Consider the following 24651-nt stretch of genomic DNA (forward strand, 5'->3'; position numbering starts at 1 on the left):
GGTTAAGTATTTCGTTTGTCGATTTCTGGTTTAAAAATCTCAATCTGAGGGAATCATGACGCCAAGTGAACTTAGCGACCTGCTTTGGGCGCAGGTTGACAGGGTGGCTCCGCACCTGTTGCCAAACGGCAAGAAAGAGGGGCATGAGTGGGTTGCCGGTAACGTCAATGGTGACAAGGGAAACAGCCTTAAGGTCAACCTTAGCGGCAAGAAAAAATGGGCTGATTTCGCTGAGGGAGACGGCGGTGACATGCTTGATTTGTGGATGGCATGTCGTGGAATTAACCTGCATCAGGCTATGCAGGAAGCGAAAGCATTTCTCGGTATCAAGGATGACGATCACCATTTCGATGCCAAACGTGAGAAGAAATTCTCCAGACCTGATCGCAAGAAAATCGCCCGCTACGTTACCAGAACAGAATCCCATCTTGAGTACCTGCAATCGCGTGGCATATCGCCAGAAGTCGTAAAGCGCTACGAGGTTGTCAGCGGCAAGGTGTGGAATGGAGAACGAGAACTTGATGCACTGGTGCTTCCGTACAAACGCGATGGTGAGTTGTTGCAGGTCAAGCGAATCAGCACTGAGCGCCCGGACGGGAAGAAAGTCATTATGGCAGAAGGTGATTGTGAACCTTGTCTGTTCGGATGGCAGGCTCTGGACGCTGGCGTGAGGGCGGTTGTGCTTTGCGAAGGCGAAATTGATTGTATGAGCTATGCGCAATACGGCATCTCGGCGTTATCCGTGCCGTTTGGTGGAGGAAAAGGCGCTAAGCAACAGTGGATTGAGTTTGAGTATCACAACCTCGACAGGTTTGAGGAAATATTCATCTCGATGGACGTTGATGATGTTGGTCGTGAAGCCGCAAGGGAAATCGCAAGCCGACTCGGTGAACATCGTTGCCGTCTTGTTACTCTGCCGTACAAAGACATCAACGAATGCCTGATGAACGGTGTTACCGAGGATGAAATCTGGCAGTACATCGGCACGGCATCCTACTTCGACCCTGAAGAACTCTACAGCGCGCGAGAGTTTTACCAGGACACTATCAACGCTTTCTACGGCAAGCAGCAGTATCTGTTTAATCCACCGTGGGAATCTCTGGCAGATAAATTCCAGTTCCGTGAGGCAGAGTTGACGCTGGTCAATGGTGTGAACGGTCACGGAAAAACGGAGGTTGTCGGGCATATGGCACTTGAGGCAATGCGTCAGGGTGTGAAGACATGCATCGCGTCACTTGAGCTGAAGCCTGGTATTCTCCTTAAGCGACTTACCCGTCAGGCAACGTGCTGCAAGATGCCGCCAGTGCTGGAAATTGACTCTGCATTTAAATTTTATGACGAAAGACTCTGGGTGTTTGGCCTGACCGGAACGGCGAAAGCCGACAGGCTGATCGAAATATTCGACTACGCTCGCCGCCGATACGGCATCCAGTTATTCATCATCGACAGCCTGATGAAATGCGGCATAGGTGACGATGACTATAACGGGCAGAAAGCATTTGTTGACTCGATTTGTGACTTCAAAAACAAAACAAACTCCCACGTCATTCTCGTTACTCACTCCAGAAAAGGAGATAGCGAAGAAAAACCAACCGGGAAAATGGACGTAAAAGGCTCTGGAGCGATAACAGACCTGACAGACAACCTTTTCATCATCTGGCGTAACAAGGCTCGCGAGAGAGCGTTACAGAGAGTTCAGAGTGGTGAAAAGATGTCAGAGAAGGACGAACAGCTACTGGCATCTCCGGCATCTGTTTTGATGCTTGAAAAACAACGTAACGGCGAAGGTTGGGAAGGTGGTGTCCCGTTGTTCCTTGACGAGCAATCGCACCAGTTCCTGCAACTTGAATCAGGATCGCCATATAGCTACATCGCCAATATGCCGAAATCGGAATATGACGAGGCGTGGAGACAGGAAAACGTGACGGAGTATTAAATGACCATCTACATCACCGAGCTAATAACAGGCCTGCTGGTAATCGCAGGTCTTTTTATTTGGGGGGGAGGGAAGTGTGGCTGACTGGCAAATTCCAATCATCATTCTTGCCGGAGCTTCGCTGGTTGCTGGCTTTATCCTGCTGAAAAAGCATAAAGACCGTGATCAAAAAGTCGAAGTTCTCTATGGGTATCCAGCGAACAGCACAACATGGCTGACCATTTACCACTACCGAAAATCAGGACGCTGGGTATTCGAATGGGATGATCTGTTCGCTGAAAAGCGATCAAAGTCATGGGGAGACATCAGCGAATGCATGATGTTTGAAGAAAGAAAATCCGGCGCAACTCGAGAAGAGTTTAACGAAGCGTGGAGGCGATTAAGTGAGAGAGGGTATCAATGAGCAGAATTAAATCTGGTTATCCAGGAAATGGGGAATACCCGAAGCCATATTTACCTGTAACAGTGACCACTCAATCTAAGCATCCACATCATTTCAAGCAAAGTGGTACATCTTATTGGAGTGGCAAGCGGTGGATAGGTATTGATGGGTTCAAAATTGGGTATGCAAGGGTAATTAAATGGGAATTTAACATCACACACTGGAGTTCATCCCATGAGGAAACTAACGTTTGAACTAAGAAGCCCCATCCATCAGCAGAACGCCATTCAAGCCATCCAGCAAATCCTTCCGGACCCAACCAAACCAATCGTAGTAACCATTCAGGAGCGCAACCGCAGCTTAGACCAAAATCGGAAGCTTTGGGCTTGCCTTGGTGACGTTTCGCGTCAGGTTGAATGGCATGGTCGCTGGCTGGATGCAGAAAGCTGGAAGTGTGTGTTTACCGCAGCATTAAAGCAGCAGGATGTTGTTCCTAACCTTGCCGGGAATGGCTTTGTGGTAATAGGCCAGTCAACCAGCAGGATGCGTGTAAACGAATTTGCGGAGCTATTAGAGCTTATACAGGCATTCGGTACAGAACGTGGCGTTAAGTGGTCAGACGAAGCGCGACTGGCTCTGGAGTGGAAAGCGAGATGGGGAGATAAGGCTGCATGAACAAATACCGACTTATTTACGCAGATCCGCCTTGGCAATATCGCGACAAAGCCAACGATGGCAATCGCGGTGCTGGACATAAATACGATGTTATGAATGTTCAGGACATTTGCCGACTGCCAGTATGGGATTTAGCGGATCCAGAATCTTGCTTGTTAGCGATGTGGTGGGTGCCGACACAGCCAGCCGAAGCGCTAAAGGTAATTGAGGCGTGGGGATTCAGGTTGATGACTATGAAAGGCTTTACTTGGCACAAAACCAATAAGCACAAAGGCAACAGTGCGATCGGAATGGGGCATATGACCCGGGCAAATAGCGAGGATTGCTTGTTTGCTGTTCGAGGGCGGTTGCCTGAGAGAATGGACGCTTCCATATGCCAGCACTTTACCGCACCGAGAATGGAGCACAGTGCAAAACCACCGATCGTAAGAGACATGTTAGCTAAGTTGCTTGGCGACGTGCCGCGCTGTGAGTTATTTAGCCGCGACAAAGTGACCGGGTGGGATATGTGGGGCAATCAGTGCGACTCCGATTTTGAACTGGCTACCGGCATGGCGATTAAACCATGCAAAATGGTGATCGCATGAAGCACTGTTATCGATGTGGAGAGCGAAAGGAAGACGATCGCTTTCGACCCGGGCAACCTTACTGGAATCGATGGTGTCTCCGGTGTGAAAGAACACCAACAGGGGTGTTACCACTACCGCAGGAAAAGGAGGACGTGTGGCGAGACAGCGACGAAGCATTACTCAAATAGCGTTAGACAACCTGATTTTTACTCCTACCAAACGCACCAGATCCCGCAAGAAACCAATCCCCACAGAAAGCCAGGTAAAGACATTCGATTATGTCTACGGGCTGTTACAGGCCAAATGGAACCGCATGAGGAAAACAAGGTGATTGACCCAAATCGAAGTTACGAACAAGAAAGCGTCGAGCGAGCTTTAACGTGCGCTAACTGCGGTCAGAAGCTGCATGTGCTTGAAGTTCACGTGTGTGAGCACTGCTGCGCAGAACTGATGAGCGATCCGAATAGCTCAATGTACGAGGAAGAAGACGATGGCTAAACCAGCGCGAAGACGATGTAAAAACGATGAATGTCGGGAATGGTTTCACCCTGCATTCGCTAATCAGTGGTGGTGCTCTCCAGAGTGTGGAACCAAGATAGCACTCGAACGACGAAGCAAAGAACGCGAAAAAGCGGAAAAAGCAGCAGAGAAGAAACGACGACGAGAGGAGCAGAAACAGAAAGATAAACTTAAGATTCGAAAACTCGCCTTAAAGCCCCGCAGTTACTGGATTAAACAAGCCCAACAAGCCGTAAACGCCTTCATCAGAGAAAGAGACCGCGACTTACCATGTATCTCGTGCGGAACGCTCACGTCTGCTCAGTGGGATGCCGGACATTACCGGACAACTGCTGCGGCACCTCAACTCCGATTTGATGAACGCAATATTCACAAGCAATGCGTGGTGTGCAACCAGCACAAAAGCGGAAATCTCGTTCCGTATCGCGTCGAACTGATTAATCGCATCGGGCAGGAAGCAGTAGACGAAATCGAATCAAACCATAACCGCCATCGCTGGACTGTCGAAGAGTGCAGGGCCATCAAGGCGGAGTATCAGCAGAAACTCAAAGACCTGCGAAATAGCAGAAGTGAGGCCGCATGACGTTCTCAGTAAAAACCATTCCAGACATGCTCGTTGAAGCATACGGAAACCAGACAGAAGTAGCACGCAGACTGAAATGTAGTCGCGTTACGGTCAGAAAATACGTTGATGATAAAGACGGGAAAATGCACGCCATCGTCAACGACGTTCTCATGGTTCATCGCGGATGGAGTGAAAGAGATGCGCTATTACGAAAAAATTGATGGCAGCAAATACCGAAATATTTGGGTAGTTGGCGATCTGCACGGATGCTACACGAACCTGATGAAAAAACTGGAGACGATAGGATTCGACACCAAAAAAGACCTGCTTATCTCGGTTGGCGATTTGGTCGATCGCGGTACAGAGAACGTCGAATGTCTGGAATTAATCACATTCCCCTGGTTCCGAGCTGTACGTGGAAACCATGAGCAAATGATGATTGATGGCTTATCAGAGCGCGGAAACGTCAATCACTGGATGCTTAATGGCGGTGGCTGGTTCTTTAATCTCGATTACGACAAAGAAATTCTGGCTAAAGCTCTTGCCCATAAAGCAGATGAACTTCCGTTAATCATCGAACTGGTGAGCGAAGGTAAAAAATATGTCATCTGCCACGCCGATTATCCTTGTGACGAATACGAGTTTGGAAAGCCAGTTGATCATCAGCAGGTAATCTGGAACCGCGAACGAATCAGCAACTCACAAGACGGGATCGTGAAAGAAATCAAAGGCGCGGACACGTTCATCTTTGGTCATACGCCAGCAGTGAAACCACTTAAATTTGCCAACCAAATGTATATCGATACCGGAGCAGTGTTCTGCGGAAACCTCACATTGATTCAGGTACAGGGAGAAGGCGCATGGGCATAAGAGAACTAAACCTCACCAAAGAACAGCATGAGTGGCTGAATGGCTGGCTTGAACTGTGGGGCGCATGGGTTTATTCAGGTCGTCTGGAAAAGCGCATGAGCAGCGTAATAGCGAAGTTCATGGAGAGCGTAGAGCCGGGAAGAATTATGACAAGGCCAATGTGTAATGATGATGATGGAATGTTGATTTCTCAGGTCGTCGATTCCGTCATGTACATTGACAAGAAAGCCTTTGGCATCCTCCTCAGCTACTACGCTCATGGTTCATCTAAGCGAGCAATTGCATCCTACTATCACGCGACTGCAAAGCCACGCAAGATGTGTGGACGTGGTGGCGAGGGATGGAGAAAACCTTCACTGGCAACCTGTAGAAACGAAATTGACGACATCCTGAAAGCGTCGTTATTTGTTTTGTACCAGCCAATGCAAAATGCTTTCAAAATGCGTAAACGTGTTGAGAAAGTTAAGCATGTTGCTGTTAAAATCCTTGACATGCAATTAGCCATTTAGCCATAATTAGCAGGTAAGCTGCCGTTAGTGACTCTTAAGTTGCAACGGTGGCTTTTTTATTTGGGTCAGTCGTATAAAGGTCATTACGGAAGGCTGTTAACCTTCTTATCGTGGTTCGAGTCCACGCTGTCCCGCCAAACATGCTGGTTTAGCTCCAATGGTAGAGCAGTCGCCTTGTAAGCGAATGGGTAGCGGTTCAAGTCCGTTAACCAGCACCATAACTGAGCCGTAGCCACTGGCTATCCTGAATTCATCAGTGATAGTTACGCTGCGGCCTTCTAAACATGACCTTCGTGAAAGCGGGTGGCAAGAGGCTGCGCTAACAACCTCATGCCGTTTTGCTCGTGCATATCGGTCACGAACAAATCTGATTACTAAACACAGTAGCCTGGATTTGTTCTATCAGTAATCGACCTTATTCCTAATTAAATAGAGCAAATCCCCTTATTGGGGGTAAGACATGAAGATGCCAGAAAAACATGACCTGTTAGCCGCCATTCTCGCGGCAAAGGAACAAGGCATCGGGGCAATCCTTGCGTTTGCAATGGCGTACCTTCGCGGCAGATATAATGGCGGTGCGTTTACAAAAACAGTAATCGACGCAACGATGTGCGCCATTATCGCCTGGTTCATTCGTGACCTTCTCGACTTCGCCGGACTAAGTAGCAATCTCGCTTATATAACGAGCGTGTTCATCGGCTACATCGGTACTGACTCGATTGGTTCGCTTATCAAACGCTTCGCTGCTAAAAAAGCCGGAGTAGAAGATGGTGGAAATCAATAATCAACGTAAGGCGTTCCTCGATATGCTGGCGTGGTCAGAGGGGACTGATAACGGACGTCAGAAAACCAGAAATCATGGTTATGACGTCATTGTTGGCGGAGAGCTATTCACTGATTACTCCGATCACCCTCGCAAACTTGTCACGCTACACCCCAAACTCAAATCAACAGCCGCCGGACGTTACCAGCTTCTTTCCCGTTGGTGGGATGCCTATCGTAAGCAGCTTGGCCTGAAAGACTTCTCTCCGAAAAGCCAGGACGCCGTGGCACTGCAACAGATTAAAGAGCGTGGCGCTTTACCGATGATTGATCGCGGTGATATCCGTCAGGCTATCGACCGTTGCAGCAATATCTGGGCTTCACTGCCGGGCGCTGGTTATGGTCAGTTCGAGCATAAGGCTGACAACCTGATTGCAAAATTCAAAGAAGCAGGCGGAACGGTCAGAGAGATTGAGGTATGAGCAGAGTAACCGCGATTATCTCCGCTCTGGTTATCTGCATCATCGTCTGCCTGTCATGGGCTGTTAATCATTACCGTGATAACGCCATGACCTACAAAGAGCAGCGCGATAAAGCCACATCCACAATCGCTGACATGCAGAAGCGTCAACGTGATGTAGCTGAACTCGATGCCAGATACACAAAGGAGCTTGCTGATGCTAACGCGACTATCGAAAGTCTCCGTGCTGATGTTTCTGCTGGGCGTAAGCGCCTGCAAGTCGCCGCCACCTGTGCAAAGTCAACGACCGGAGCCAGCAGCATGGGCGATGGAGAAAGCCCAAGACTTACAGCAGATGCTGAACTCAATTATTACCGTCTCCGAAGTGGAATCGACAGGATAACCGCGCAGGTTAACTACCTGCAGGAATACATCAGGACGCAATGCCTTCGATGATAGCGATAATTTTACTCATCATCCTTCACATCTGGCTCTGTAGACAGGGTGGTGATCACTTCTGGAGTGAATCCAGATTAAACATCTCATTGCTGATGCTTGATATTGAGCATCTGGCGCGCGGTAAGGGGCTGCGTTGAGATAAGAGCCAGTTCATTACAAAGCCTATCTACTGGTGGGCTTGATAATGAAACCGGAATTTATTCTGGGTAACCAGTTACGGCAGTACAGCGAAACAACCCAAGCCAGTAAGTGGGGAAATAACACTGGCAGCCACTGAAAGATGAACCTCCAGCCTTATGGCAAAAAAGATTCTTTGTGGTGGCGGACTGATGGAAAGACATCGGTTATTGCAGAGGCCATTCAATGAGTGGTCTCGACAATGGCTTATACCCTACACGGGATAACTTAACTGATATCCCTTTTAACGGATAAATGGAGCCAACAATGGCAGAGATTATTCCCATGACTGAAGAACAGAAATTCCAGTTAGAGATTTACAAACTGGTCATGAACCAGAACGCAGCCGCAGAAGAAGCATTTCAATTCATTGGCACTGACGAGCTGAAGCTTGAGCTATTCAAAATTCACTTCCAGTCAGGTGGCGCTAATTCAGATATCACGACCCGCACTATCGAAGCGGTGCGTAAATCGAAGGAAGCGTTAGACCTGTTCACTACCGGAGCATAAACATGGCACGCCCAACAAAGTATCAAGAGGCGTATGCCGAACAGGCACGCAAACTGTGCTTGCTGGGCTACACCGATGCAGAACTTGCTGATTTCTTTGAAGTCAGTGAGTCAACTATTAACAAGTGGAAGCTTGATTATCCTGAGTTTTCGGAGTCCATAAAAAAGGGTAAGGCCGTCGCTGATGCAGAAGTTAGTGACCGTCTTTATCAACGCGCTATGGGCTTCGTGGCTCCAGACATCGATATTCGTGTTATTGAAAACAGAATTGTCGAAACTCCGCTTGAGAAGTATTACCCGCCTGATACAACCGCCGCCATCTTCTGGCTTAAGAACCGACAGAAGGATAAATGGCGCGACAAGGTTGATCACGAGCTAACAGGCAAAGACGGCGGCGCAATCCAGATTGAAACATCACCGATGAGCACTCTATTCGGAAAATGACCTCGATTAATCCTATCTTTGAACCGTTCATTGAGGCGCATCGCTACAAAGTCGCCAAAGGCGGTCGAGGTAGCGGTAAATCGTGGGCAATTGCGAGGCTGCTTGTTGAGGCGGCGCGTCGGCAGCCTGTGCGTATTCTCTGCGCTCGTGAACTGCAAAACAGTATCAGTGATTCGGTAATCCGGTTGCTTGAAGACACTATCGAGCGTGAAGGGTATTCGGCTGAGTTTGAAATTCAGCGTTCAATGATTCGTCATCTCGGAACGAATGCTGAATTCATGTTCTACGGCATCAAAAACAACCCTACGAAGATTAAATCGCTCGAAGGTATTGATATCTGCTGGGTGGAAGAAGCGGAGGCGGTAACGAAGGAATCGTGGGATATTCTGATACCAACCATTCGCAAGCCGTTTTCCGAAATATGGGTGAGCTTCAACCCGAAAAACATCCTCGACGATACCTATCAGCGATTCGTTGTAAATCCTCCCGATGATATTTGTCTGCTGACGGTGAACTACACCGACAACCCGCATTTTCCTGAAGTTCTCCGTCTGGAGATGGAAGAGTGTAAACGCAGAAATCCGACACTGTATCGTCACATCTGGCTTGGTGAGCCAGTAAGCGCAAGTGATATGGCAATCATCAAACGTGAATGGCTTGAAGCCGCAACCGATGCGCACAAGAAACTCGGATGGAAAGCGAAAGGCGCGGTTGTTTCTGCACATGACCCGTCAGATACAGGGCCAGATGCTAAAGGTTACGCATCGCGTCACGGTTCGGTGGTTAAGCGCATTGCCGAAGGTCTGCTGATGGACATCAACGAGGGTGCTGACTGGGCTACTTCGCTGGCGATTGAAGACGGCGCTGACCATTACCTGTGGGATGGTGATGGTGTTGGTGCCGGGCTACGCAGACAGACAACGGAAGCGTTCTCCGGCAAGAAAATCACCGCCACGATGTTCAAGGGCAGTGAATCGCCATTCGATGAAGATGCTCCGTATCAGGCCGGAGCATGGGCTGATGAAGTCGTACATGGCGACAACGTTCGCACTATTGGCGATGTGTTCCGCAATAAGCGAGCGCAATTCTATTACGCGCTGGCTGACAGGCTGTATCTGACATATCGGGCGGTTGTTCACGGTGAGTATGCAGACCCCGACGACATGCTGAGTTTCGACAAAGAAGCGATAGGCGAGAAGATGCTGGAGAAGCTGTTTGCAGAACTGACGCAGATTCAGCGCAAATTCAATAACAACGGGAAGCTGGAGCTAATGACTAAGGTCGAAATGAAGCAGAAGCTCGGTATTCCATCTCCTAACCTGGCTGATGCGCTGATGATGTGTATGCATTGCCCGGAGTCGGCTGCGCAACCCGACTATTCCAGTTACTCAATTCCTTGTGGTGTAGGTTGATATGGCAGAAAAAAAGATGACTGACTGGCATCGCAAGGTGCTGTGCAACTTTGATAATGCCTGGTCAGCAACGCAGGATATGCGAGAGCAGATTATTGAGGCTCAACGTTTCGTCCGGGTGTCCGGCGCACAGTGGGAAGGCAGCACAAACGCTGGTTACTCATTTGATGAAGGCAGGTTTGAGCATTATCCGCGCTTTGAACTGAATAAGATTGCCCGTGAATGTGATCGCATCATTGGCGAGTATCGACAGAATCGCATCAGCGTTAAATTCAGGCCGAAGGACGATAAGGCATCGGAAGCGTTAGCCGAAAAGATGAACGGCAAATTCCGCGCTGACTATCAGGAAACATCAGGTGGTGAAGCGTGTGATAACGCATTTGATGATGCTGTAACGGGCGGGTTCGGTTGTTTCCGCATGTGTGCTGATTACGAAGATGAAATGGATCCGAGTAACGAGCAGCGACGCATCAGTCTTCTTCCTGTTTACGACCCAGCGACATGCGTCTTCTTCGATCAGGACAGCAAGCAATATGACCGCTCTGATGCTATGTGGGCTATGGAAATGTTCTCCATGACGCCCAAGGCGTTCGAGGCTGAATACCCTGATTCCACCGCGGCAAGCCTTTCTCGTGATGACACTGGCACTCAATATGACTGGTCAACGCCCGATGCTATCTATGTTGGTCGCTACTACGAAGTTCGCATAGAGAAGGTGAAGCTCACAGCATGGCGTAACCCTGTTAGCGGAGAAACGGCAATCTATGATGAAGATCAAATCAAAGATATTGTCGACGAGCTGACCGATGGCGCATTCGAACTGATTGGCGAGCGGACAGTGAAGAAACGCCGCGTTTATTGCGGCCTTCTGTCTGGCGCTGAATGGCTGGAAGAACCGAAGCGTATTCCGGGCGAACATATTCCTCTCATCCCGGTATATGGGCGTCGATCATTTGTTGATAATCAGGAGCGAATCGAAGGTCACGCAGCAAAAGCGATGGATGCACAGCGTCTTGAGAACCTGATGGTTTCCATGATTGCAGATAACGCTACTCAGGCTGGCGGTGATGGCATTCCTGTAGTTGATGTTGACATGATTCCTGGTCCTCTTGCCACTCATTGGGCGGAGCGCAACAAAAAGCGCCCGGCGTTCCTGCCGATGGTCAGTCTGAAAAACAAAAACGGAGATATTACTGCGCAGGCTCAGGTCAGCAGTTATACACCTCCGACACAAATGCCGCCAGCTCTTGCCGGGCTATTGCAGTACACCGGAACGGCTATTCAGCAAATTACAGGTGCGTCGCAGCTTGAGAACATGCCGAGCAACGTCGCTACCGATACCGTTGATAGCATCTTTAACCGGATGGACACGCAGTCCTATATCTACATGGACAACATGGCTAAATCCATGCGCCGCGCTGGCGTCGTGTGGCTTTCTATGGCGCGTGAAGTCTATGGCAGCGATACGCCAATGCGCATCGTTAATGAGGACGGCAGCGATGACGTGGCGCTGATGACTGGTGAAGTGGTTGACCGTCAGACAGGGCAGGTTATCGCGCTTAACGACCTTTCGCAGGGTAACTATGAAGTGACTGTCGATGTCGGTCAGTCGTTCGCTACTCGCCGTGACGCAACGGTTAAGTCGTTACTTTCCATGCTGGCACTTATCCCGCCCGGAACGCCGAAACACGACCTTGTATCGTCGATGATCCTCGACAATATGGACGGCGAAGGGATGGACGATCTTAAAGAATACAACCGCAATCAGTTGCTTCTGTCTGGAGTTATCAAGCCGAGAACGCCTGAAGAACAGCAGATGGTTGAACAGGCGAAACAACAACAGGCCAGTCAGCCAGATCCGGCTATGGTTGCAGCGCAAGGTCAGCTTCTTGCTGGTCAGGCTGAATTGCAGAAAGCGCAGAACGAACAGGCAGCCATTCAGGTTAAAGCATTCCAGGCACAGACTGATGCTCAGGTTGCAGCGGCAAATGTTGTGAAAATACTCGCATCTGCCGATAGTCAGCAGAAATCTGATATCCGCGAGGCTCTGAAACTGCTCGGACAGTTCCAGCAACAGCAAGGAGACAATGCCCGTGCTGATGCAGAGCTTGTCCTGAAAAGTCAGGCACAGGGCCATGCGCAGCGCATGGACATCAGCAGCATCCTGCAAAAATCAACTCAGCAACAACCACAGCAGTAATTAACCCATAACGTGCAATGGCTGTCTTTATGAGGCCAGGCACCCTATTGCCTTCCGATGGGCTGAACATCGAGTAAACAGGGGTAACAAATGGACCAGATGGCAGAAAACACACCAGAAGTTGAAATCGAAACCGACGCGTCAGAGCAGATTCCTGATGATGTCGAACTGGCTGAAGAAGTCGAAACAGAAGATGGCAGTGAGTCCTCCGGCAATGATGCAGAGGAAGCTACTGAAACTGATGACGACGAATCAGAACAGGAATTCTACTTTGGTGACGAAAAGCTGGATTCGCCAACCAGTGAAGATAGCGCAGAGCATGGACTGGTAAAACACCTGCGCAAGACGATTAAAGAGAAAGACCGCGAGCTGAAAGAGCTGATGCGTCAGTCTCAGAAACCTGCCGAGCAGCAGCCGGTAATCACTCAACCACCGCGAATGCCAAAACTGGACGATGAGGACATCGGTTTCGATGAAGAAATCTATCAGCAACGCATGGCTAAGTGGGCAGAGGATAACGGCAAGTACCAGCAACAGGAGATGGCTCGCAAGCAGAAGGAGCAGGAGCTTCAGGCTGCTTATCAAGAGCGATTATCCAAATATCAGCAACGTGTTAAGGCTCTCAAGGTTCCTGGCTATCAGGAAGCAGAACAGGCCGTACTCGAGGAAATCCCCATCGAGACACAAAACGCGATCCTGTTTGAGTCAGAGAAGCCGGAAATCGTTGTTCTGGCGCTTGGTCGCAACGCTGAACTGCGCAAGCAACTGGCAGAAGCTACCAACCCCGTAGCAATTGGTCGTCTGCTGGAACGTATCGAATCTAAGGCCAGAATCATGCCAAAAGCAAAAACCACGGCAGCCACAACCCCGACAGTTAAGGGGAGCAACGGCGCAGTAATCAATAACCTCGACAAACTGAAAGCCAAGGCGCTGGAAACTGGTGACTGGACGCCGTATTTCGCCGCTAAAAAGGCAAAAAAATAACCTATCGGAGCATTAAGCATGGCTAACCAATTAGCAAAAGACCTTGAAATCATGTTCGAAAACTACGTTGAAGGATTTGAGGCCGCCTGCGTAGTTTCCCGTAACGCTAAAAAATTCCGTCCCGGTGATACAGCAATGCAGCGAGCAGGTGATGTTCTGTATCGTCCGCAGCATTACCACATGAATATTGAGGAAGGCCTCGACCTCAGCAGCAAAACGCCAACAGCACTGGTTCAGCGCCTTGTTCCTTCTGTGTTCAAGGAGCCGAAAAACATTCTGTACACTCTGGATGCGCGTGAAATGCGTGACCCGGAACATAAAACTGAAGCTGGTCGCGCCGCAGGTATGCGCCTTGCTGCACAGATTGACTCTGACCTGATTTCCATGGTCACGCAGCGTGCTACTAACGTGGTCGCAATTCCTGCCTCAGAAAATGGCTCACGGGGCCTTGCCTTGTGGAATGGTGCGGCAGATATTGATGCCACCATGACGGCGATTGGTGTACCTCAGGGTATCAACCGTCGCTCTTTCTGGAACCCCTTCAACTACAAAGACCTTGCTGGCGAGCTTGGTCACCGTGCCTACGCTCAGGGCGCAACCCTGACAGCATACGAAAAAGCGCAGATCCCTCCGGTTGCTTCCTTTGATAGCTACAAGACCGATATTTCCGGTCGATTACCGGCAGGAAGCACTGAAACCTTGACAGTATCAAATCAACCTGAACACAAGGTTGAAGCGAAAGATTCAAATGGCATGCCTGTTGATAACCGACAGGGGACCATTACGGTATCTGCTAAAGGCTTGCAGGTTGGCGATGCGTTTACCATCGCAGGTGTGAATTCCGTACACCAGATCACCAAAGATACCACCGGGCAGCCGCAGGTATTCCGCGTTCTGGCAGTAGACACAGCAGGAACCACCGTAACAATCTCTCCAAAGATTCTCCCTGTTGGAAATGCCGATGTTGCGAGTCGTCCATATGCAAACGTCGATGCCAAACCGGCAGCATCAGCAGCAATCACCATTCTCAACAAGAATGCCGCACCGGCTAACCTGTTCTGGGCTGATGGTTCTGTTGAACTGATGTACGGCAAACTGGCGTTCCCGACTGGTCAGGGTCCACAGGTAATGACAGCAACCACCGAGCAGGGAGCTACGCTGATCATGTCTTACGCCTTCGACCACATCAAAGGCGTAACCACTGCTCGTTTCACCACTCTGTACGGTTGCTCTGTACTTGTTCCTGAATATACGGGCATCGTTATTGCCGGGCAGTAATTTGGGTGGGGCTTCGGCCCCATTTTTATTGGGAGAAGACAATGGCACGAACAATGCTCTATAAGCCGGGCAACATGATCACCTGTGGTCAGTTTGCTGTCGATTACATCATTGTTGATGACGAAGAAGTTAAATCTCACCTGAAAAAAGGCTGGGTAAAAACTCCTGAAGAAACCGCAACGAAGCAAAAAGTGGCTAAGGCGGAAGAAGATGGCGAAAACGAAGGGTGATCTCGTTCTAAAGGCTTTACGAAAAGCCGGGCTGTATTCCAATGCCACGTTGACAGATGCCGACCCTCAGGCAATTGAAGATGCCATTAATGACCTCGAAGACATGATGGCAGCATGGCAGGCGAAAGGTATCGAGCTTGGATATCAGTTTGCTGATACAGAAAACGGCATCATGCCGTTACCTGACGATGATTCAGGTATCCCTGCATGGGCAAATGATGGCGTCGCTTTGAAGCTCGCTGTGCAGGTGTGCATGGATAACGTCATTCAGCCGTCGGATGCTCTCCTGACCGCTGCTGACAGTGCATATCAGACAATCTGTATCGCTTTAACAAAAATACCACCACTTGAGCGACGAAATGACATGCCTCGCGGTAGTGGTAACAAAAGCGCGTTTACGTGGAATCGGTTTTACATCGAGAAAGATGATCCGAGTACGTGAGGTGAATAAATGCCGATTCAGCAACTTCCGCTTATGAAAGGTGTCGGCAAAGATTTCAGAAACGCCGACTATATCGACTATCTGCCAGCGAATATGTTGGCTACACCCAAAGAAATCCTGAACAGCAGCGGATATCTTCGCTCATTCCCGGGCATTGCAAAACGTTCTGATGTGAACGGTGTATCTCGCGGCGTCGAGTACAACATGGCGCAGAGTGCTGTTTATCGCGTGTGTGGGGGCAAGCTGTATAAGGGCGAAAGCGAAGTCGGTGATGTTTCCGGAAGTGGTCGCGTATCAATGGCTCATGGTCGGACATCTCAGGCTGTAGGCGTTAATGGTCAACTGGTCGAGTATCGCTATGATGGCACGGTTAAAACCGTCTCAAACTGGCCTGCAGACAGCGGATTCACGCAGTATGAGTTAGGCTCAGTCCGCGACATTACGCGATTACGTGGGCGTTATGCGTGGTCAAAAGACGGCACCGATTCATGGTTTATCACTGACCTTGAAGACGAATCGCATCCTGACCGCTACAGCGCACAATATCGGGCAGAATCACAGCCTGACGGAATAATCGGTATCGGAACATGGCGAGACTTCATTGTCTGCTTTGGTTCATCGACGATTGAATATTTCTCCCTGACTGGTGCAACCACCGTTGGTGCCGCTTTGTATGTTGCACAACCATCGCTGATGGTGCAGAAAGGTATTGCCGGGACTTACTGCAAAACGCCATTCGCTGATTCTTATGCGTTCATCAGCAATCCGGCAACGGGTGCGCCGTCTGTATACATCATCGGCTCCGGTCAGGTATCACCAATCGCCAGCGCGAGCATTGAGAAAATCCTCCGCTCCTACACTGCTGATGAACTGGCTGATGGCGTGATGGAATCGCTGCGGTTTGATGCGCATGAGTTGCTGATTATCCACCTTCCGCGCCATGTTCTCGTGTACGACGCATCTTCAAGCGCCAATGGTCCGCAATGGTGTGTGCTGAAAACAGGCCTGTATGACGATGTGTACCGCGCTATTGACTTCATTTACGAAGGCAATCAGATAACGTGCGGCGATAAGCTGGAATCGGTTACCGGCAAATTGCAGTTCGATATCAGCAGCCAGTACGACAAGCAACAGGAACACCTGCTGTTTACTCCGTTGTTCAAAGCGGATAACGCAAGAGTGTTCGACCTTGAGGTTGAATCTTCAACTGGTGTTGCGCAGTACGCCGACCGCCTGTTCCTCTCTGCAACCACTGACGGCATCAATTACGGACGTGAGCAGATGATTGAGCAGAATGAACCGTTCGTTTACGACAAACGTGTTTTGTGGAAGCGAGTAGGGCGCATCAGGAAAAATGTCGGCTTCAAATTGCGCATTATCACGAAGTCACCTGTCACTCTGTCTGGCTGCCAGATAAGGATTGAGTAATGGCGGATTCGAATCTCAATGAGCCGGTAATCATTCAGGCTACACGGCTCGACACATCAATCCTTCCACGCAATATATTCAGCCAGTCTTACCTGCTGTATGTCATTAATCAGGGGGCTGATGTCGGCGCAATTGCCGGGAAGGCAAATCAGGCTGGTCAGGGCGCTTACGATGCTCAGGTGAAAAACGATGAACAGGATGTCGAACTGGCTGATCACGACGCAAGAATCACCGCAAACACAAAAGCGATAAATCTCCTTGAGGTCAGGTTAACAACTGCCGAAGGGAAGATAGTCGTACTGCGTAGCGATGTTGATTACTTGCTGGATGAGGTTATCGATATTCAGGCGCATCTGGTCACTGTTGACCAAAGACTGGATGACGTAGAAAACGATGTCTCTGGCATTAAGAGTGATTACGTATCGAAAACCGTAACCGAATTGCAGTCTCTTGCGTCACCGCTGGATGTAAAAACATCATATTCAGTTGATGGAATTCAGGTTGTTGGAGCAAGAAATACCGGATGGACTGCAGCCACAGGTACGCCACTTCTTGGCTCATTCAACGCTAACCAGTCATACACGGTCGGCACTACGTACACACAATCCGAAGTCGCAGCTCTCGCTACAGGTTTGCAGCAGGCGCGGCAGCGTACTCTGGCGCTTGAAACAGCACTTAGATTACATGGGCTGATTGACTGATGATTACATTCAAACCAACGCGAAACATCGACCTGATCGAAGCAGTAGGAAATCACCCTGACATCATCGCCGGGAGCAACAACGGTGATGGATACGACTACAAACCTGATTGCCGTTACTTTGAGGTGAACGTGCACGGTCAGTTTGGAGGCATTGTTTACTATCAGGAGGTTCAGCCGCTTACATTCGATTGCCACGCCATGTACCTGCCAGAGGTTCGTGGATTCAGCAAGGAAATCGGGCTGGCGTTCTGGCGATACATTCTGACTAACACCACCGTTCAGTGCGTCACATCGTTCGCTGCGCGCAAATTCCGCCACGGGCAGATGTACTGCGCAATGATTGGCCTTAAGCGTGTCGGAACCATCAAGAAATACTTTAAAGGCGTGGATGACGTGACTTTTTACAGCGCCACACGCGAAGAACTAATCGAATTCCTGAATCACGGGAGATAGCCATGTTATATGCATTTAAGCTGGGCAGAAAACTGCGCGGCGAGGAACCTTATTGCCCTGAAAAAGGCGGGAAAGGTGGCAGCTCTGATAAAAGCGCAAAGTATGCCGCAGAAGCTCAGAAGTATGCCGCAGACCTGCAAAATCAGCAGTTCAACACCATCATGAACAACCTGAAGCCGTTTACTCCTCTGGCTGATAAGTATGTCGGCAGCCTCGAGAACTTATCGTCTCTGGAAGGGCAAGGTCAGGCACTTAACCAGTATTACAACTCTCAGCAGTACAAAGATCTTGCTGGTCAGGCTCGCTATCAGAGTCTGGCGGCAGCGGAAGCAACAGGTGGATTGGGTTCCACTGCAACCGGTAATCAGTTAGCAACAATCGCACCAACGCTTGGTCAGCAATGGCTATCTGGTCAGATGAACAACTACCAGAATCTGGCAAATATTGGTCTTGGCGCGCTTCAGGGGCAGGCAAACGCCGGGCAAACATATGCCAACAACATGAGTCAGATTTCGCAGCAAAGTGCGGCTCTTGCAGCGGCAAATGCCAACAGACCATCAGCAATGCAATCTGCTATTGGCGGAGGTGCGTCTGGTGCTATTGCTGGGGCTGGACTTGCGAAATTAATTGGTTCATCAACTCCGTGGGGGGCTGCGATCGGCGGCGGTCTTGGTCTGCTTGGCTCGTTGTTTTAAGGGGTAATCATGGCTACGTGGCAACAGGGTATTAATTCTGGTGGTTTTCTGGCTGGCATCGGTACGCAAAATGAGAATGCGCCAAAGGCAAGCGACATTAACGCAACGCTTGGTCTGATCCGCGAAAACAATGAACTGACTCGCTCAGGTGCAAATAACGTTGGTCTGACCGCGTTACGTGGTCTGGCTGGAGTTGCTGATATTTACAATCAGGAACAGCAACAGAAAGCTATTAGTGCGTTCAATAAGGTTCACGCTGATGCATGGGCTTCTGGTGATCCATCGGGACTATTTAAGTTTGCCCAGGAAAATCCAGCGTTTGTTGCACAGGCACAACAGGCGTTTTCCGGTCTTAATGATCAGCAACGCAACGATATGGGCGATTTAGCCATGAGGGCTAACGTCGCTCTTTCTCAGGGACCGGAAGCCTACAGTAAATTCATTACTGACAACAAGGACAGGTTAAATCGCGTTGGTGCTAATGCTGACTGGATGATTCAGACAGGTATCCAGAATCCAGAGCAGCTATCACACATGCTGACTACTATGTCTCTCGGTGCGCTTGGACCAGAAAAGGCGTTTGCTGTTCAGGACAAGATGGCTGGTCGTGAAATTGACCGGGGCAGACTGGCAGAGACAATCCGAAGCAATCAGGCTGGAGAAGCACTTCAGGCGAGAGGGCAAAACCTTTCCTATCAGTCAGCAATGACTGGGCACAATATCGCAGCACAACGCTTGGCTCTGGATCAGCAAGAGTTCGGGTTTAAGATGCAGCAAGCGCAGGAAAAGGCTCAGCAGTTGATTAGCGAAGCACCTAAGCTGTCAGTAAACATGGAAAAAGGCATCGAGACGGCTGTAAACAATGCCACAGCATCATCAAACTCAGCCAATTCCATGAGTGCGCTTGCTCAACAGTTCAGAGCAGAAAAACCAACGACAGGTTTGTTCGGTAACGCACAGAACATGTTCGCAAAACTTACCGGAAGCGATACGACATTGCGTGATTTGCGCATTCGCCAAAATGCCCTTGTTAACAGTCAGGTTCTTAAATTCCTACCTCCCGGCCCCGCAACGGATAAAGACGTTGAGATCGTTCGGCAGGGTGCACCAACTGACATGGATAACCCTGAGACGGTCGCAAGATGGCTTGATGCGATGGCAAACCTTGAGCGACGAAACGCGCAGTTTAATGAGTTTAAAGCCGAGTGGATGAGCGCGAATGGCAATCCAGGACAATCGCGTAATGGCGGTCAGATATTGGGGTTGGATGTTAAAAAAGGTGAATCATTGGGGAGTGCCGTTAAGCGGTATATGTCAATGAATACTGACGCAGTGCCAGCACAAGATTCGACACCTTCAGGAGAACCACGGAATCAGGGTGGATCATATACCTCAAAATCGGGCATTCAATTTACGGTGGAATGATGAAAGTAACTGCAAACGGTAAGACATTTACCTTTCCTGATGGTACGAGCACCGAAGATATTGGCACCGCCATTGATGAGTATTTTGCTGGTCAGGCTGTTCAGCAACAAACAGTTAATCAGGCCAATAATGCACCAACACGGGAAGAACCATCATTAATGCAACAAGCTGGCGATTGGCTCACTGGTGGTCAAAGTGCAGGGCAAATTGCAGAACAGGCTGGTCGTGGTCTGGTAAACATACCATTTGACGTATTGCAGGGTGGCGCAAGTCTGATTAATGCAATCAGTCAGGGGCTTGGTGGGCCAAAAGTATTGGATGATGTCTATCGTCCAGTCGATCGACCGACAGACCCTTATGCGCAAGCTGGAGAAACAATTGGCGGGTATTTAGTTCCAGGAGTTGGAACGGCAGGAAGCATGGCTATTGGATCACTGGCAGAGGCCGCAAATCAGAAAGGCGATTTCGCACAAAATGCAGCTAAAAATGCCGGAGTTAACCTTGCCGCTCAGGGTGTTCTTTCCGCAGCAGCAAAGGGAATAGGGCGTGGAATAACGGCTATAAAGGGTGATATTGCGCCAGAAGTGGCGAAGAAAATTGCCACATCAGAATCGATGGGCGTGACACCAATGACATCTGATGTTATCCCGCCGAAAAATGCTTTCACTCGCGGACTTACTCAGGATGCTGAGGGGGCTTTGCTCGGGACAGGCTCAAAGCGAGCGGAGCAATATGCAACGCGTAGTAAGCTGGTAAGCAATTATTTTGACCGTTTTGGTGAGTACAACCCTGATGATGTGGTGAAATCTCTTACCACCACGTTAAGGGGGCGGAAGGATGCTGCTGGCGCTGTTATCAATGACGTCACCAATAAAATGGGTAATGCCGCAGTTGATACCACAAATACCATGAATGCTCTGAATACAGCGATCGCAAGACAGGAACGGCTTGGGACTTCAGCCAATCAAAGCCTGCTTACATCCTTGCGTAACCTACGTGAAGAATTAGCAAACCCTGCAACTGATTTGGATGTTACGTTTGATCTCTTGCGTCAGCACAGAACAGCATTTAGATCTAATGTTCAGGGAGATGCTATGGTCTTCCCCAACCAGGCAAAAGCAGCTACCAATATGGTAGAGAATGCAATGTCAAAAGACCTTCGTAACGCAGTTGCTAAAAACCTCGGTGCATCAGACGCAGCAAAATACCTTAAAGCAAATTCCGATTATGCAAACGTTTATAATAAGGTGCTTAATAAAAACATTGCCAACAAGCTCAACAAGGCAAGCAGTGAAGCCAGTCCTGAACTTATAAATACCGTTGTATTAAGCAGAAAACCATCTGACGTGAAACGAATCTGGAGCGCACTGGATGATAAGGGGAAAGATGCTATGCGTGCAGCTTACGTCAGCAAAATAGCGGAAAAGGCCGGGGACTCTCCAGCCAAGTTCATCACTGAAGTTAATAAGCTGAAATCTCAGTCAGGCGGTGAAATTTACAACACTATTTTTTCTGGAAAGCACATGAAAGAGCTTGATGCTCTTCATGAAGTTCTACAGCAAACAGCAAGGTCAGACACCGCAAATGTAGTAACTCAGACGGGGCAATCGCAAGCCAACAGGATAAGGACGATTGGCGCAACTGCGACCCTTGGCGTATCAATGGGGCTTGAGGCTGGTTTTGGTGCAATGATGCGCTTGTATGAGTCCAAAGCGGCAAGGAATATGCTTCTTCGTTTGGCAAACACCAAAGCAGGAACACCAGCCTATGAAAGAGCGATAAATAACGCTGCGAATGCCATCAGACCGCTGTTTGCTACTGAGGCAACACAGCAGTAACGTATGGGAAATTGGATTCAATCGCTAACATTTTCTTTTTACTTTTCCAACAAAAGCTTTGGTTGAATCCATATTTCCATAACCGGAAATGGTTTTTGACATTAAAACTGTTCCAGTAGGATGTATTACCCATGAGTCGATAACGCGTTGAGTTTCGCCATTCGCGCCGATTCCTATGATGGAGTTTTTAGACAATGCTTTGTAAGCCATGCCGCCCGCATCTGTCCCAGAATATGTGATGCTGGCATCTTCACCGTTTGTCTTAATGATGAATGTTCCACTAAAACCATCTTCTTCCGGATGGAAATTATTTCGTTCTGAATAGCTTATTCCGCGCATATCTCCAACGACCCAGCACTCTGCTGTAGCCCCAAAAGATATGAATAAGAACATAGCAGTAAGAAATTGCTTCACGACAACCTCCTTAGTTTTTAGCAGGATACCATGAAAAAAGTAAACATCCTTTGCCTACTTCACATTTGAATGGTTTGTCATTAGGATGTTTCCGGTTTTTTAAATATGGAAATTGATATGAAGAGGATTATTGGCGTCGTTGCTGGCGCTATATTGTTATCTGGGTGCGCAACTATTGTTGGTGACGAAACGCAGCTTGTGCAAGTGAACAGCAATCCTTCCGGTGCGAGCTTTAAGGTAAAAGACGAATCAGGCGTGATTGTTGCGCAAGGTAAGACCCCGCAAGGAGTAACTCTTGCCAAGTCAGATGGTAGTTATTTTGGCAAAAAGAGCTACCAGATCACTATGGAGAAGGATGGGTACGAACCAGTTACCCTGCCAATCAAAGCCAATGCTAATGGTTGGTATATTGGTGGAAATCTTGTGTTTGGTGGGTTAATTGGTTGGCTTGCTGTAGATCCATTTAATGGTGGGATGTATACCTTGAAGCCTAAAGAGGCAAATGCATCCCTTATACCGTCCACAAAGCAAGACTAATAAATGGAACCCACCATCAGGTGGGTTTTTTGTATAAATCCTTCAGCGTATCAAACACCATCTTCTTAACAAGTTCGGACTGCTCATCAGCGATGCGTTCCGCATCGTCTCGATAGCCTGAAATTTTGGATGGCTTTGATACAGCATCAGTCACTATCTGAACTAATTCTGAATTAAGAGAGCGGCCATTGGATTTGGCTCGCTGTTTTAGTTTTTCCTTTAATTCGTAAGGTAGCCGCAGATTAAATTGCGGGTCATCTCTTCCCATTCTTGATGCCTCGCTTTTGTGAGTGGATCGGCATCTTATTATCTGCTGGTTGCATCATCAATAAGACCACAGTGGTCGTATTTTTTTTGATTAATAATGCATCACTGTGGCAATGCTGCGGCGATTCCTTGTATCTGGAGCAAATTAAATGACAGACATTACAGCCAATGTTGTAGTGAGTATGCCTTCGCAACTCTTCACTATGGCGCGTTCTTTTAAAGCCGTAGCCAATGGCAAAATTTATATCGGTAAAATTGACACTGACCCGGTAAATCCTGAAAACCGGATTCAGGTTTATGTAGAGAACGAAGACGGTTCTCACGTTCCTGTTTCTCAACCAATCATCATTAACGCTGCTGGTTATCCTGTATATAACGGACAGATTGCCAAATTCGTTACCGTGCAAGGCCATTCTATGGCTGTTTATGATGCATATGGTGCGCAGCAGTTCTATTTTCCTAATGTGCTGAAGTATGACCCCGATCAGCTACGGCAGCAATTAGAAGATCCAGATGGCGCTAAAAAATATCCTGAGTTGCAGATGGCACGATGGAGAGATTGTGGAGATGTTAGAGGGTGGGGAGCAAAAATAGATGGGGAAACAGATGATTCAGATGCTTTTATTAAAGCTTTAAACTCTGGAAGGTCGGTTATAACAATTCCGGAAGGAATATGCATCATCAAGAAGAATATTAACATTCCTGAGGGGTGTTCACTGGTTGGATCTGGCATTGATTATTGGGATACATATAGACCAGCGCCTGAAAGATTATTAAAAAGTTGGAGTAAAGGAACCCATCTTGTATTTACTGGTGATGGAGAAAAAAACAAATATTTTTTTAACATCTCTAATGAAAAACCGGTTAAAATTGTTGAAGGGATATCTTGTAAGTTCACTGAGTTTACGAATGAAGATTCTGTAGGTGTTACTCCTGCTACACCAAAAGCCATGAGCGTAGCTGTTAGTATCAACAGGGCATCACAGTTACGCAATCTGAGAATAATGGTAAGTAAAAATGGTATTGAAGGATACAATAACCCTGATTCTTATTCATTGGGTGATAACTGGGATATAGGGTTGCATGTATACGATAGCTGTGATTCAGTTATTGATAACGTACAGATTGTCGGCTATTGGAGGGTAAAAGGACTACTACTGACAGAAAATGACGGGAGCCTTTCAATGAAGGGAAATCCTGAAAAAACGCACTTTAATAACGTTTATGTCCAGTCAGGAATCGCGATAAGGAATAGCCCTCAGATTGATCTTGTAAGTAATACTGAAAGCTCAGTGACATTTAAACATAAAAAGTCGATGAGAATAACTTCAGTTAAACAGTTTAAAATTGCTGGCAGTGAATCAGTATATACGTATTCAGATGTATCATTTGATGGAACTAACATCACACTATCTGGTATTTCTCCTGAAATACAAGGTACAATAAGTGTAATCAGGTTTCCGTCAATTGGTAATAATTTTAGCGGGACTGTTTTTGAGAATACAGTAG

At 48.4% G+C, this 24651-nt stretch carries 33 protein-coding genes and 2 tRNA genes; 33 read left to right on the forward strand and 2 right to left on the reverse strand.

All coding sequences use genetic code 11. The features are described from left to right. Positions 1-55: 55 nt before the first annotated feature. The 31 genes from ACJHX4_RS18420 (at position 56) to ACJHX4_RS18570 (ending at position 21924) form a co-directional block, all read left to right on the forward strand. Positions 56-1936: a toprim domain-containing protein gene (locus tag ACJHX4_RS18420; RefSeq protein WP_001331794.1), complete on the forward strand. Its 1881-nt coding sequence runs from the start codon at positions 56-58 to the stop codon at positions 1934-1936. Between the two features lie 76 nt (positions 1937-2012). Further along, positions 2013-2339: a hypothetical protein gene (locus ACJHX4_RS18425; protein WP_063502233.1), complete on the forward strand. Its 327-nt coding sequence runs from the start codon at positions 2013-2015 to the stop codon at positions 2337-2339. Between the two features lie 213 nt (positions 2340-2552). Continuing rightward, positions 2553-2993 carry a recombination protein NinB gene (locus ACJHX4_RS18430; RefSeq protein WP_247773359.1) on the forward strand — a complete coding sequence of 147 codons (441 nt, stop codon included), beginning with the start codon at positions 2553-2555 and terminating at the stop codon, positions 2991-2993. Continuing rightward, positions 2990-3580: an MT-A70 family methyltransferase gene (locus ACJHX4_RS18435; RefSeq protein WP_021560253.1), complete on the forward strand. Its 591-nt coding sequence runs from the start codon at positions 2990-2992 to the stop codon at positions 3578-3580. Before ACJHX4_RS18430 ends, ACJHX4_RS18435 begins: the two co-directional genes overlap by 4 nt. After that, positions 3577-3750 (forward strand): protein NinD, encoded by a 174-nt coding sequence (gene ninD / locus ACJHX4_RS18440; protein WP_024229868.1) that lies wholly within the window; start codon positions 3577-3579, stop codon positions 3748-3750. Before ACJHX4_RS18435 ends, ninD begins: the two co-directional genes overlap by 4 nt. Beyond that, on the forward strand, positions 3717-3893 hold the full coding sequence (locus ACJHX4_RS18445) for a NinE family protein (RefSeq protein ID WP_071781225.1): 177 nt from the start codon (positions 3717-3719) through the stop codon (positions 3891-3893). Before ninD ends, ACJHX4_RS18445 begins: the two co-directional genes overlap by 34 nt. Continuing rightward, positions 3866-4060 (forward strand): protein NinF, encoded by a 195-nt coding sequence (locus tag ACJHX4_RS18450; RefSeq protein ID WP_139148246.1) that lies wholly within the window; start codon positions 3866-3868, stop codon positions 4058-4060. The genes ACJHX4_RS18445 and ACJHX4_RS18450 overlap by 28 nt, the downstream gene beginning before the upstream one ends. Continuing rightward, entirely contained in the window at positions 4053-4664 is a 612-nt protein-coding gene (locus ACJHX4_RS18455) for a recombination protein NinG (RefSeq protein ID WP_001108034.1), read from the forward strand. The genes ACJHX4_RS18450 and ACJHX4_RS18455 overlap by 8 nt, the downstream gene beginning before the upstream one ends. After that, positions 4661-4867 (forward strand): phage NinH family protein, encoded by a 207-nt coding sequence (locus ACJHX4_RS18460; protein ID WP_001404860.1) that lies wholly within the window; start codon positions 4661-4663, stop codon positions 4865-4867. Before ACJHX4_RS18455 ends, ACJHX4_RS18460 begins: the two co-directional genes overlap by 4 nt. Then, complete coding sequence (locus tag ACJHX4_RS18465) at positions 4845-5516, forward strand: serine/threonine protein phosphatase (RefSeq protein ID WP_001271133.1); 672 nt, start codon at positions 4845-4847, stop codon at positions 5514-5516. The genes ACJHX4_RS18460 and ACJHX4_RS18465 overlap by 23 nt, the downstream gene beginning before the upstream one ends. After that, a complete protein-coding gene (locus ACJHX4_RS18470; protein ID WP_247773357.1) occupies positions 5507-6025 on the forward strand; it encodes an antiterminator Q family protein in 519 nt (172 codons plus the stop codon). The genes ACJHX4_RS18465 and ACJHX4_RS18470 overlap by 10 nt, the downstream gene beginning before the upstream one ends. 62 nt (positions 6026-6087) lie before the next feature. Continuing rightward, positions 6088-6162 (forward strand) — tRNA-Asn (locus tag ACJHX4_RS18475). Between the two features lie 5 nt (positions 6163-6167). Then, positions 6168-6243 (forward strand) — tRNA-Thr (locus ACJHX4_RS18480). A gap of 242 nt (positions 6244-6485) precedes the next feature. After that, positions 6486-6809, forward strand: a complete 324-nt coding sequence (locus tag ACJHX4_RS18485) for a phage holin, lambda family (RefSeq protein ID WP_000783734.1) — start codon at positions 6486-6488, stop codon at positions 6807-6809. Then, a complete protein-coding gene (locus ACJHX4_RS18490; RefSeq protein ID WP_332279018.1) occupies positions 6793-7269 on the forward strand; it encodes a glycoside hydrolase family protein in 477 nt (158 codons plus the stop codon). The genes ACJHX4_RS18485 and ACJHX4_RS18490 overlap by 17 nt, the downstream gene beginning before the upstream one ends. Further along, positions 7266-7703, forward strand: a complete 438-nt coding sequence (locus ACJHX4_RS18495; protein WP_021571391.1) for a lysis protein — start codon at positions 7266-7268, stop codon at positions 7701-7703. Before ACJHX4_RS18490 ends, ACJHX4_RS18495 begins: the two co-directional genes overlap by 4 nt. Beyond that, on the forward strand, positions 7691-7843 hold the full coding sequence (locus ACJHX4_RS18500; protein ID WP_001139680.1) for a hypothetical protein: 153 nt from the start codon (positions 7691-7693) through the stop codon (positions 7841-7843). Before ACJHX4_RS18495 ends, ACJHX4_RS18500 begins: the two co-directional genes overlap by 13 nt. A gap of 307 nt (positions 7844-8150) precedes the next feature. Then, positions 8151-8393 (forward strand): DUF2560 family protein, encoded by a 243-nt coding sequence (locus ACJHX4_RS18505; protein WP_000807788.1) that lies wholly within the window; start codon positions 8151-8153, stop codon positions 8391-8393. A 2-nt stretch (positions 8394-8395) separates the two neighbouring features. Beyond that, positions 8396-8836, forward strand: a complete 441-nt coding sequence (locus ACJHX4_RS18510) for a hypothetical protein (RefSeq protein ID WP_000113731.1) — start codon at positions 8396-8398, stop codon at positions 8834-8836. Next, on the forward strand, positions 8833-10248 hold the full coding sequence (locus tag ACJHX4_RS18515) for a PBSX family phage terminase large subunit (RefSeq protein ID WP_004015023.1): 1416 nt from the start codon (positions 8833-8835) through the stop codon (positions 10246-10248). The genes ACJHX4_RS18510 and ACJHX4_RS18515 overlap by 4 nt, the downstream gene beginning before the upstream one ends. Position 10249: 1 nt before the next feature. Beyond that, positions 10250-12448 carry a portal protein gene (locus ACJHX4_RS18520; protein ID WP_247773355.1) on the forward strand — a complete coding sequence of 733 codons (2199 nt, stop codon included), beginning with the start codon at positions 10250-10252 and terminating at the stop codon, positions 12446-12448. Between the two features lie 90 nt (positions 12449-12538). Then, on the forward strand, positions 12539-13432 hold the full coding sequence (locus tag ACJHX4_RS18525) for a scaffolding protein (RefSeq protein ID WP_247773353.1): 894 nt from the start codon (positions 12539-12541) through the stop codon (positions 13430-13432). Positions 13433-13450: 18 nt separating this feature from the next. Continuing rightward, positions 13451-14710 (forward strand): P22 phage major capsid protein family protein, encoded by a 1260-nt coding sequence (locus ACJHX4_RS18530; RefSeq protein WP_247773352.1) that lies wholly within the window; start codon positions 13451-13453, stop codon positions 14708-14710. A gap of 41 nt (positions 14711-14751) precedes the next feature. Continuing rightward, on the forward strand, positions 14752-14940 hold the full coding sequence (locus ACJHX4_RS18535; protein WP_001389518.1) for a hypothetical protein: 189 nt from the start codon (positions 14752-14754) through the stop codon (positions 14938-14940). Further along, entirely contained in the window at positions 14921-15382 is a 462-nt protein-coding gene (locus tag ACJHX4_RS18540) for a packaged DNA stabilization gp4 family protein (protein WP_001140510.1), read from the forward strand. The genes ACJHX4_RS18535 and ACJHX4_RS18540 overlap by 20 nt, the downstream gene beginning before the upstream one ends. Positions 15383-15391: 9 nt before the next feature. Then, complete coding sequence (locus ACJHX4_RS18545; RefSeq protein ID WP_097512561.1) at positions 15392-16810, forward strand: packaged DNA stabilization protein gp10; 1419 nt, start codon at positions 15392-15394, stop codon at positions 16808-16810. Then, positions 16810-17511 carry a hypothetical protein gene (locus ACJHX4_RS18550; RefSeq protein WP_047662491.1) on the forward strand — a complete coding sequence of 234 codons (702 nt, stop codon included), beginning with the start codon at positions 16810-16812 and terminating at the stop codon, positions 17509-17511. Before ACJHX4_RS18545 ends, ACJHX4_RS18550 begins: the two co-directional genes overlap by 1 nt. Then, positions 17511-17966, forward strand: a complete 456-nt coding sequence (locus tag ACJHX4_RS18555; protein WP_247773350.1) for a DUF2824 family protein — start codon at positions 17511-17513, stop codon at positions 17964-17966. The genes ACJHX4_RS18550 and ACJHX4_RS18555 overlap by 1 nt, the downstream gene beginning before the upstream one ends. A gap of 2 nt (positions 17967-17968) precedes the next feature. After that, complete coding sequence (locus ACJHX4_RS18560; RefSeq protein WP_000964864.1) at positions 17969-18661, forward strand: hypothetical protein; 693 nt, start codon at positions 17969-17971, stop codon at positions 18659-18661. A gap of 9 nt (positions 18662-18670) precedes the next feature. Next, complete coding sequence (locus tag ACJHX4_RS18565; RefSeq protein ID WP_247773348.1) at positions 18671-20086, forward strand: DNA transfer protein; 1416 nt, start codon at positions 18671-18673, stop codon at positions 20084-20086. Further along, on the forward strand, positions 20086-21924 hold the full coding sequence (locus tag ACJHX4_RS18570; RefSeq protein WP_032275668.1) for a hypothetical protein: 1839 nt from the start codon (positions 20086-20088) through the stop codon (positions 21922-21924). Before ACJHX4_RS18565 ends, ACJHX4_RS18570 begins: the two co-directional genes overlap by 1 nt. Positions 21925-21948: 24 nt before the next feature. Here the strand turns inward: ACJHX4_RS18570 and ACJHX4_RS18575 are convergent, their stop codons facing one another. Continuing rightward, entirely contained in the window at positions 21949-22317 is a 369-nt protein-coding gene (locus ACJHX4_RS18575) for a hypothetical protein (RefSeq protein ID WP_001334102.1), read from the reverse strand. Positions 22318-22455: 138 nt separating this feature from the next. Here ACJHX4_RS18575 and ACJHX4_RS18580 point away from each other — a divergent pair, with 138 nt between their 5' ends. Further along, positions 22456-22875 carry a hypothetical protein gene (locus tag ACJHX4_RS18580; RefSeq protein WP_000821222.1) on the forward strand — a complete coding sequence of 140 codons (420 nt, stop codon included), beginning with the start codon at positions 22456-22458 and terminating at the stop codon, positions 22873-22875. A gap of 16 nt (positions 22876-22891) precedes the next feature. On the opposite strand, the gene ACJHX4_RS18585 is transcribed toward ACJHX4_RS18580, so the two are convergent. Further along, a complete protein-coding gene (locus ACJHX4_RS18585) occupies positions 22892-23143 on the reverse strand; it encodes an Arc family DNA-binding protein (RefSeq protein WP_000532176.1) in 252 nt (83 codons plus the stop codon). Between the two features lie 148 nt (positions 23144-23291). On the opposite strand from ACJHX4_RS18585, the gene ACJHX4_RS18590 reads away from it, so the two are divergent. Beyond that, the coding region (locus ACJHX4_RS18590) for a phage head-binding domain-containing protein (RefSeq protein ID WP_410239918.1) at positions 23292-24651 on the forward strand (1360 nt) is incomplete at its 3' end.

This window comes from Escherichia sp. WS2035 (assembly GCF_046487065.1).
Lineage (GTDB): Bacteria > Pseudomonadota > Gammaproteobacteria > Enterobacterales > Enterobacteriaceae > Escherichia > Escherichia coli.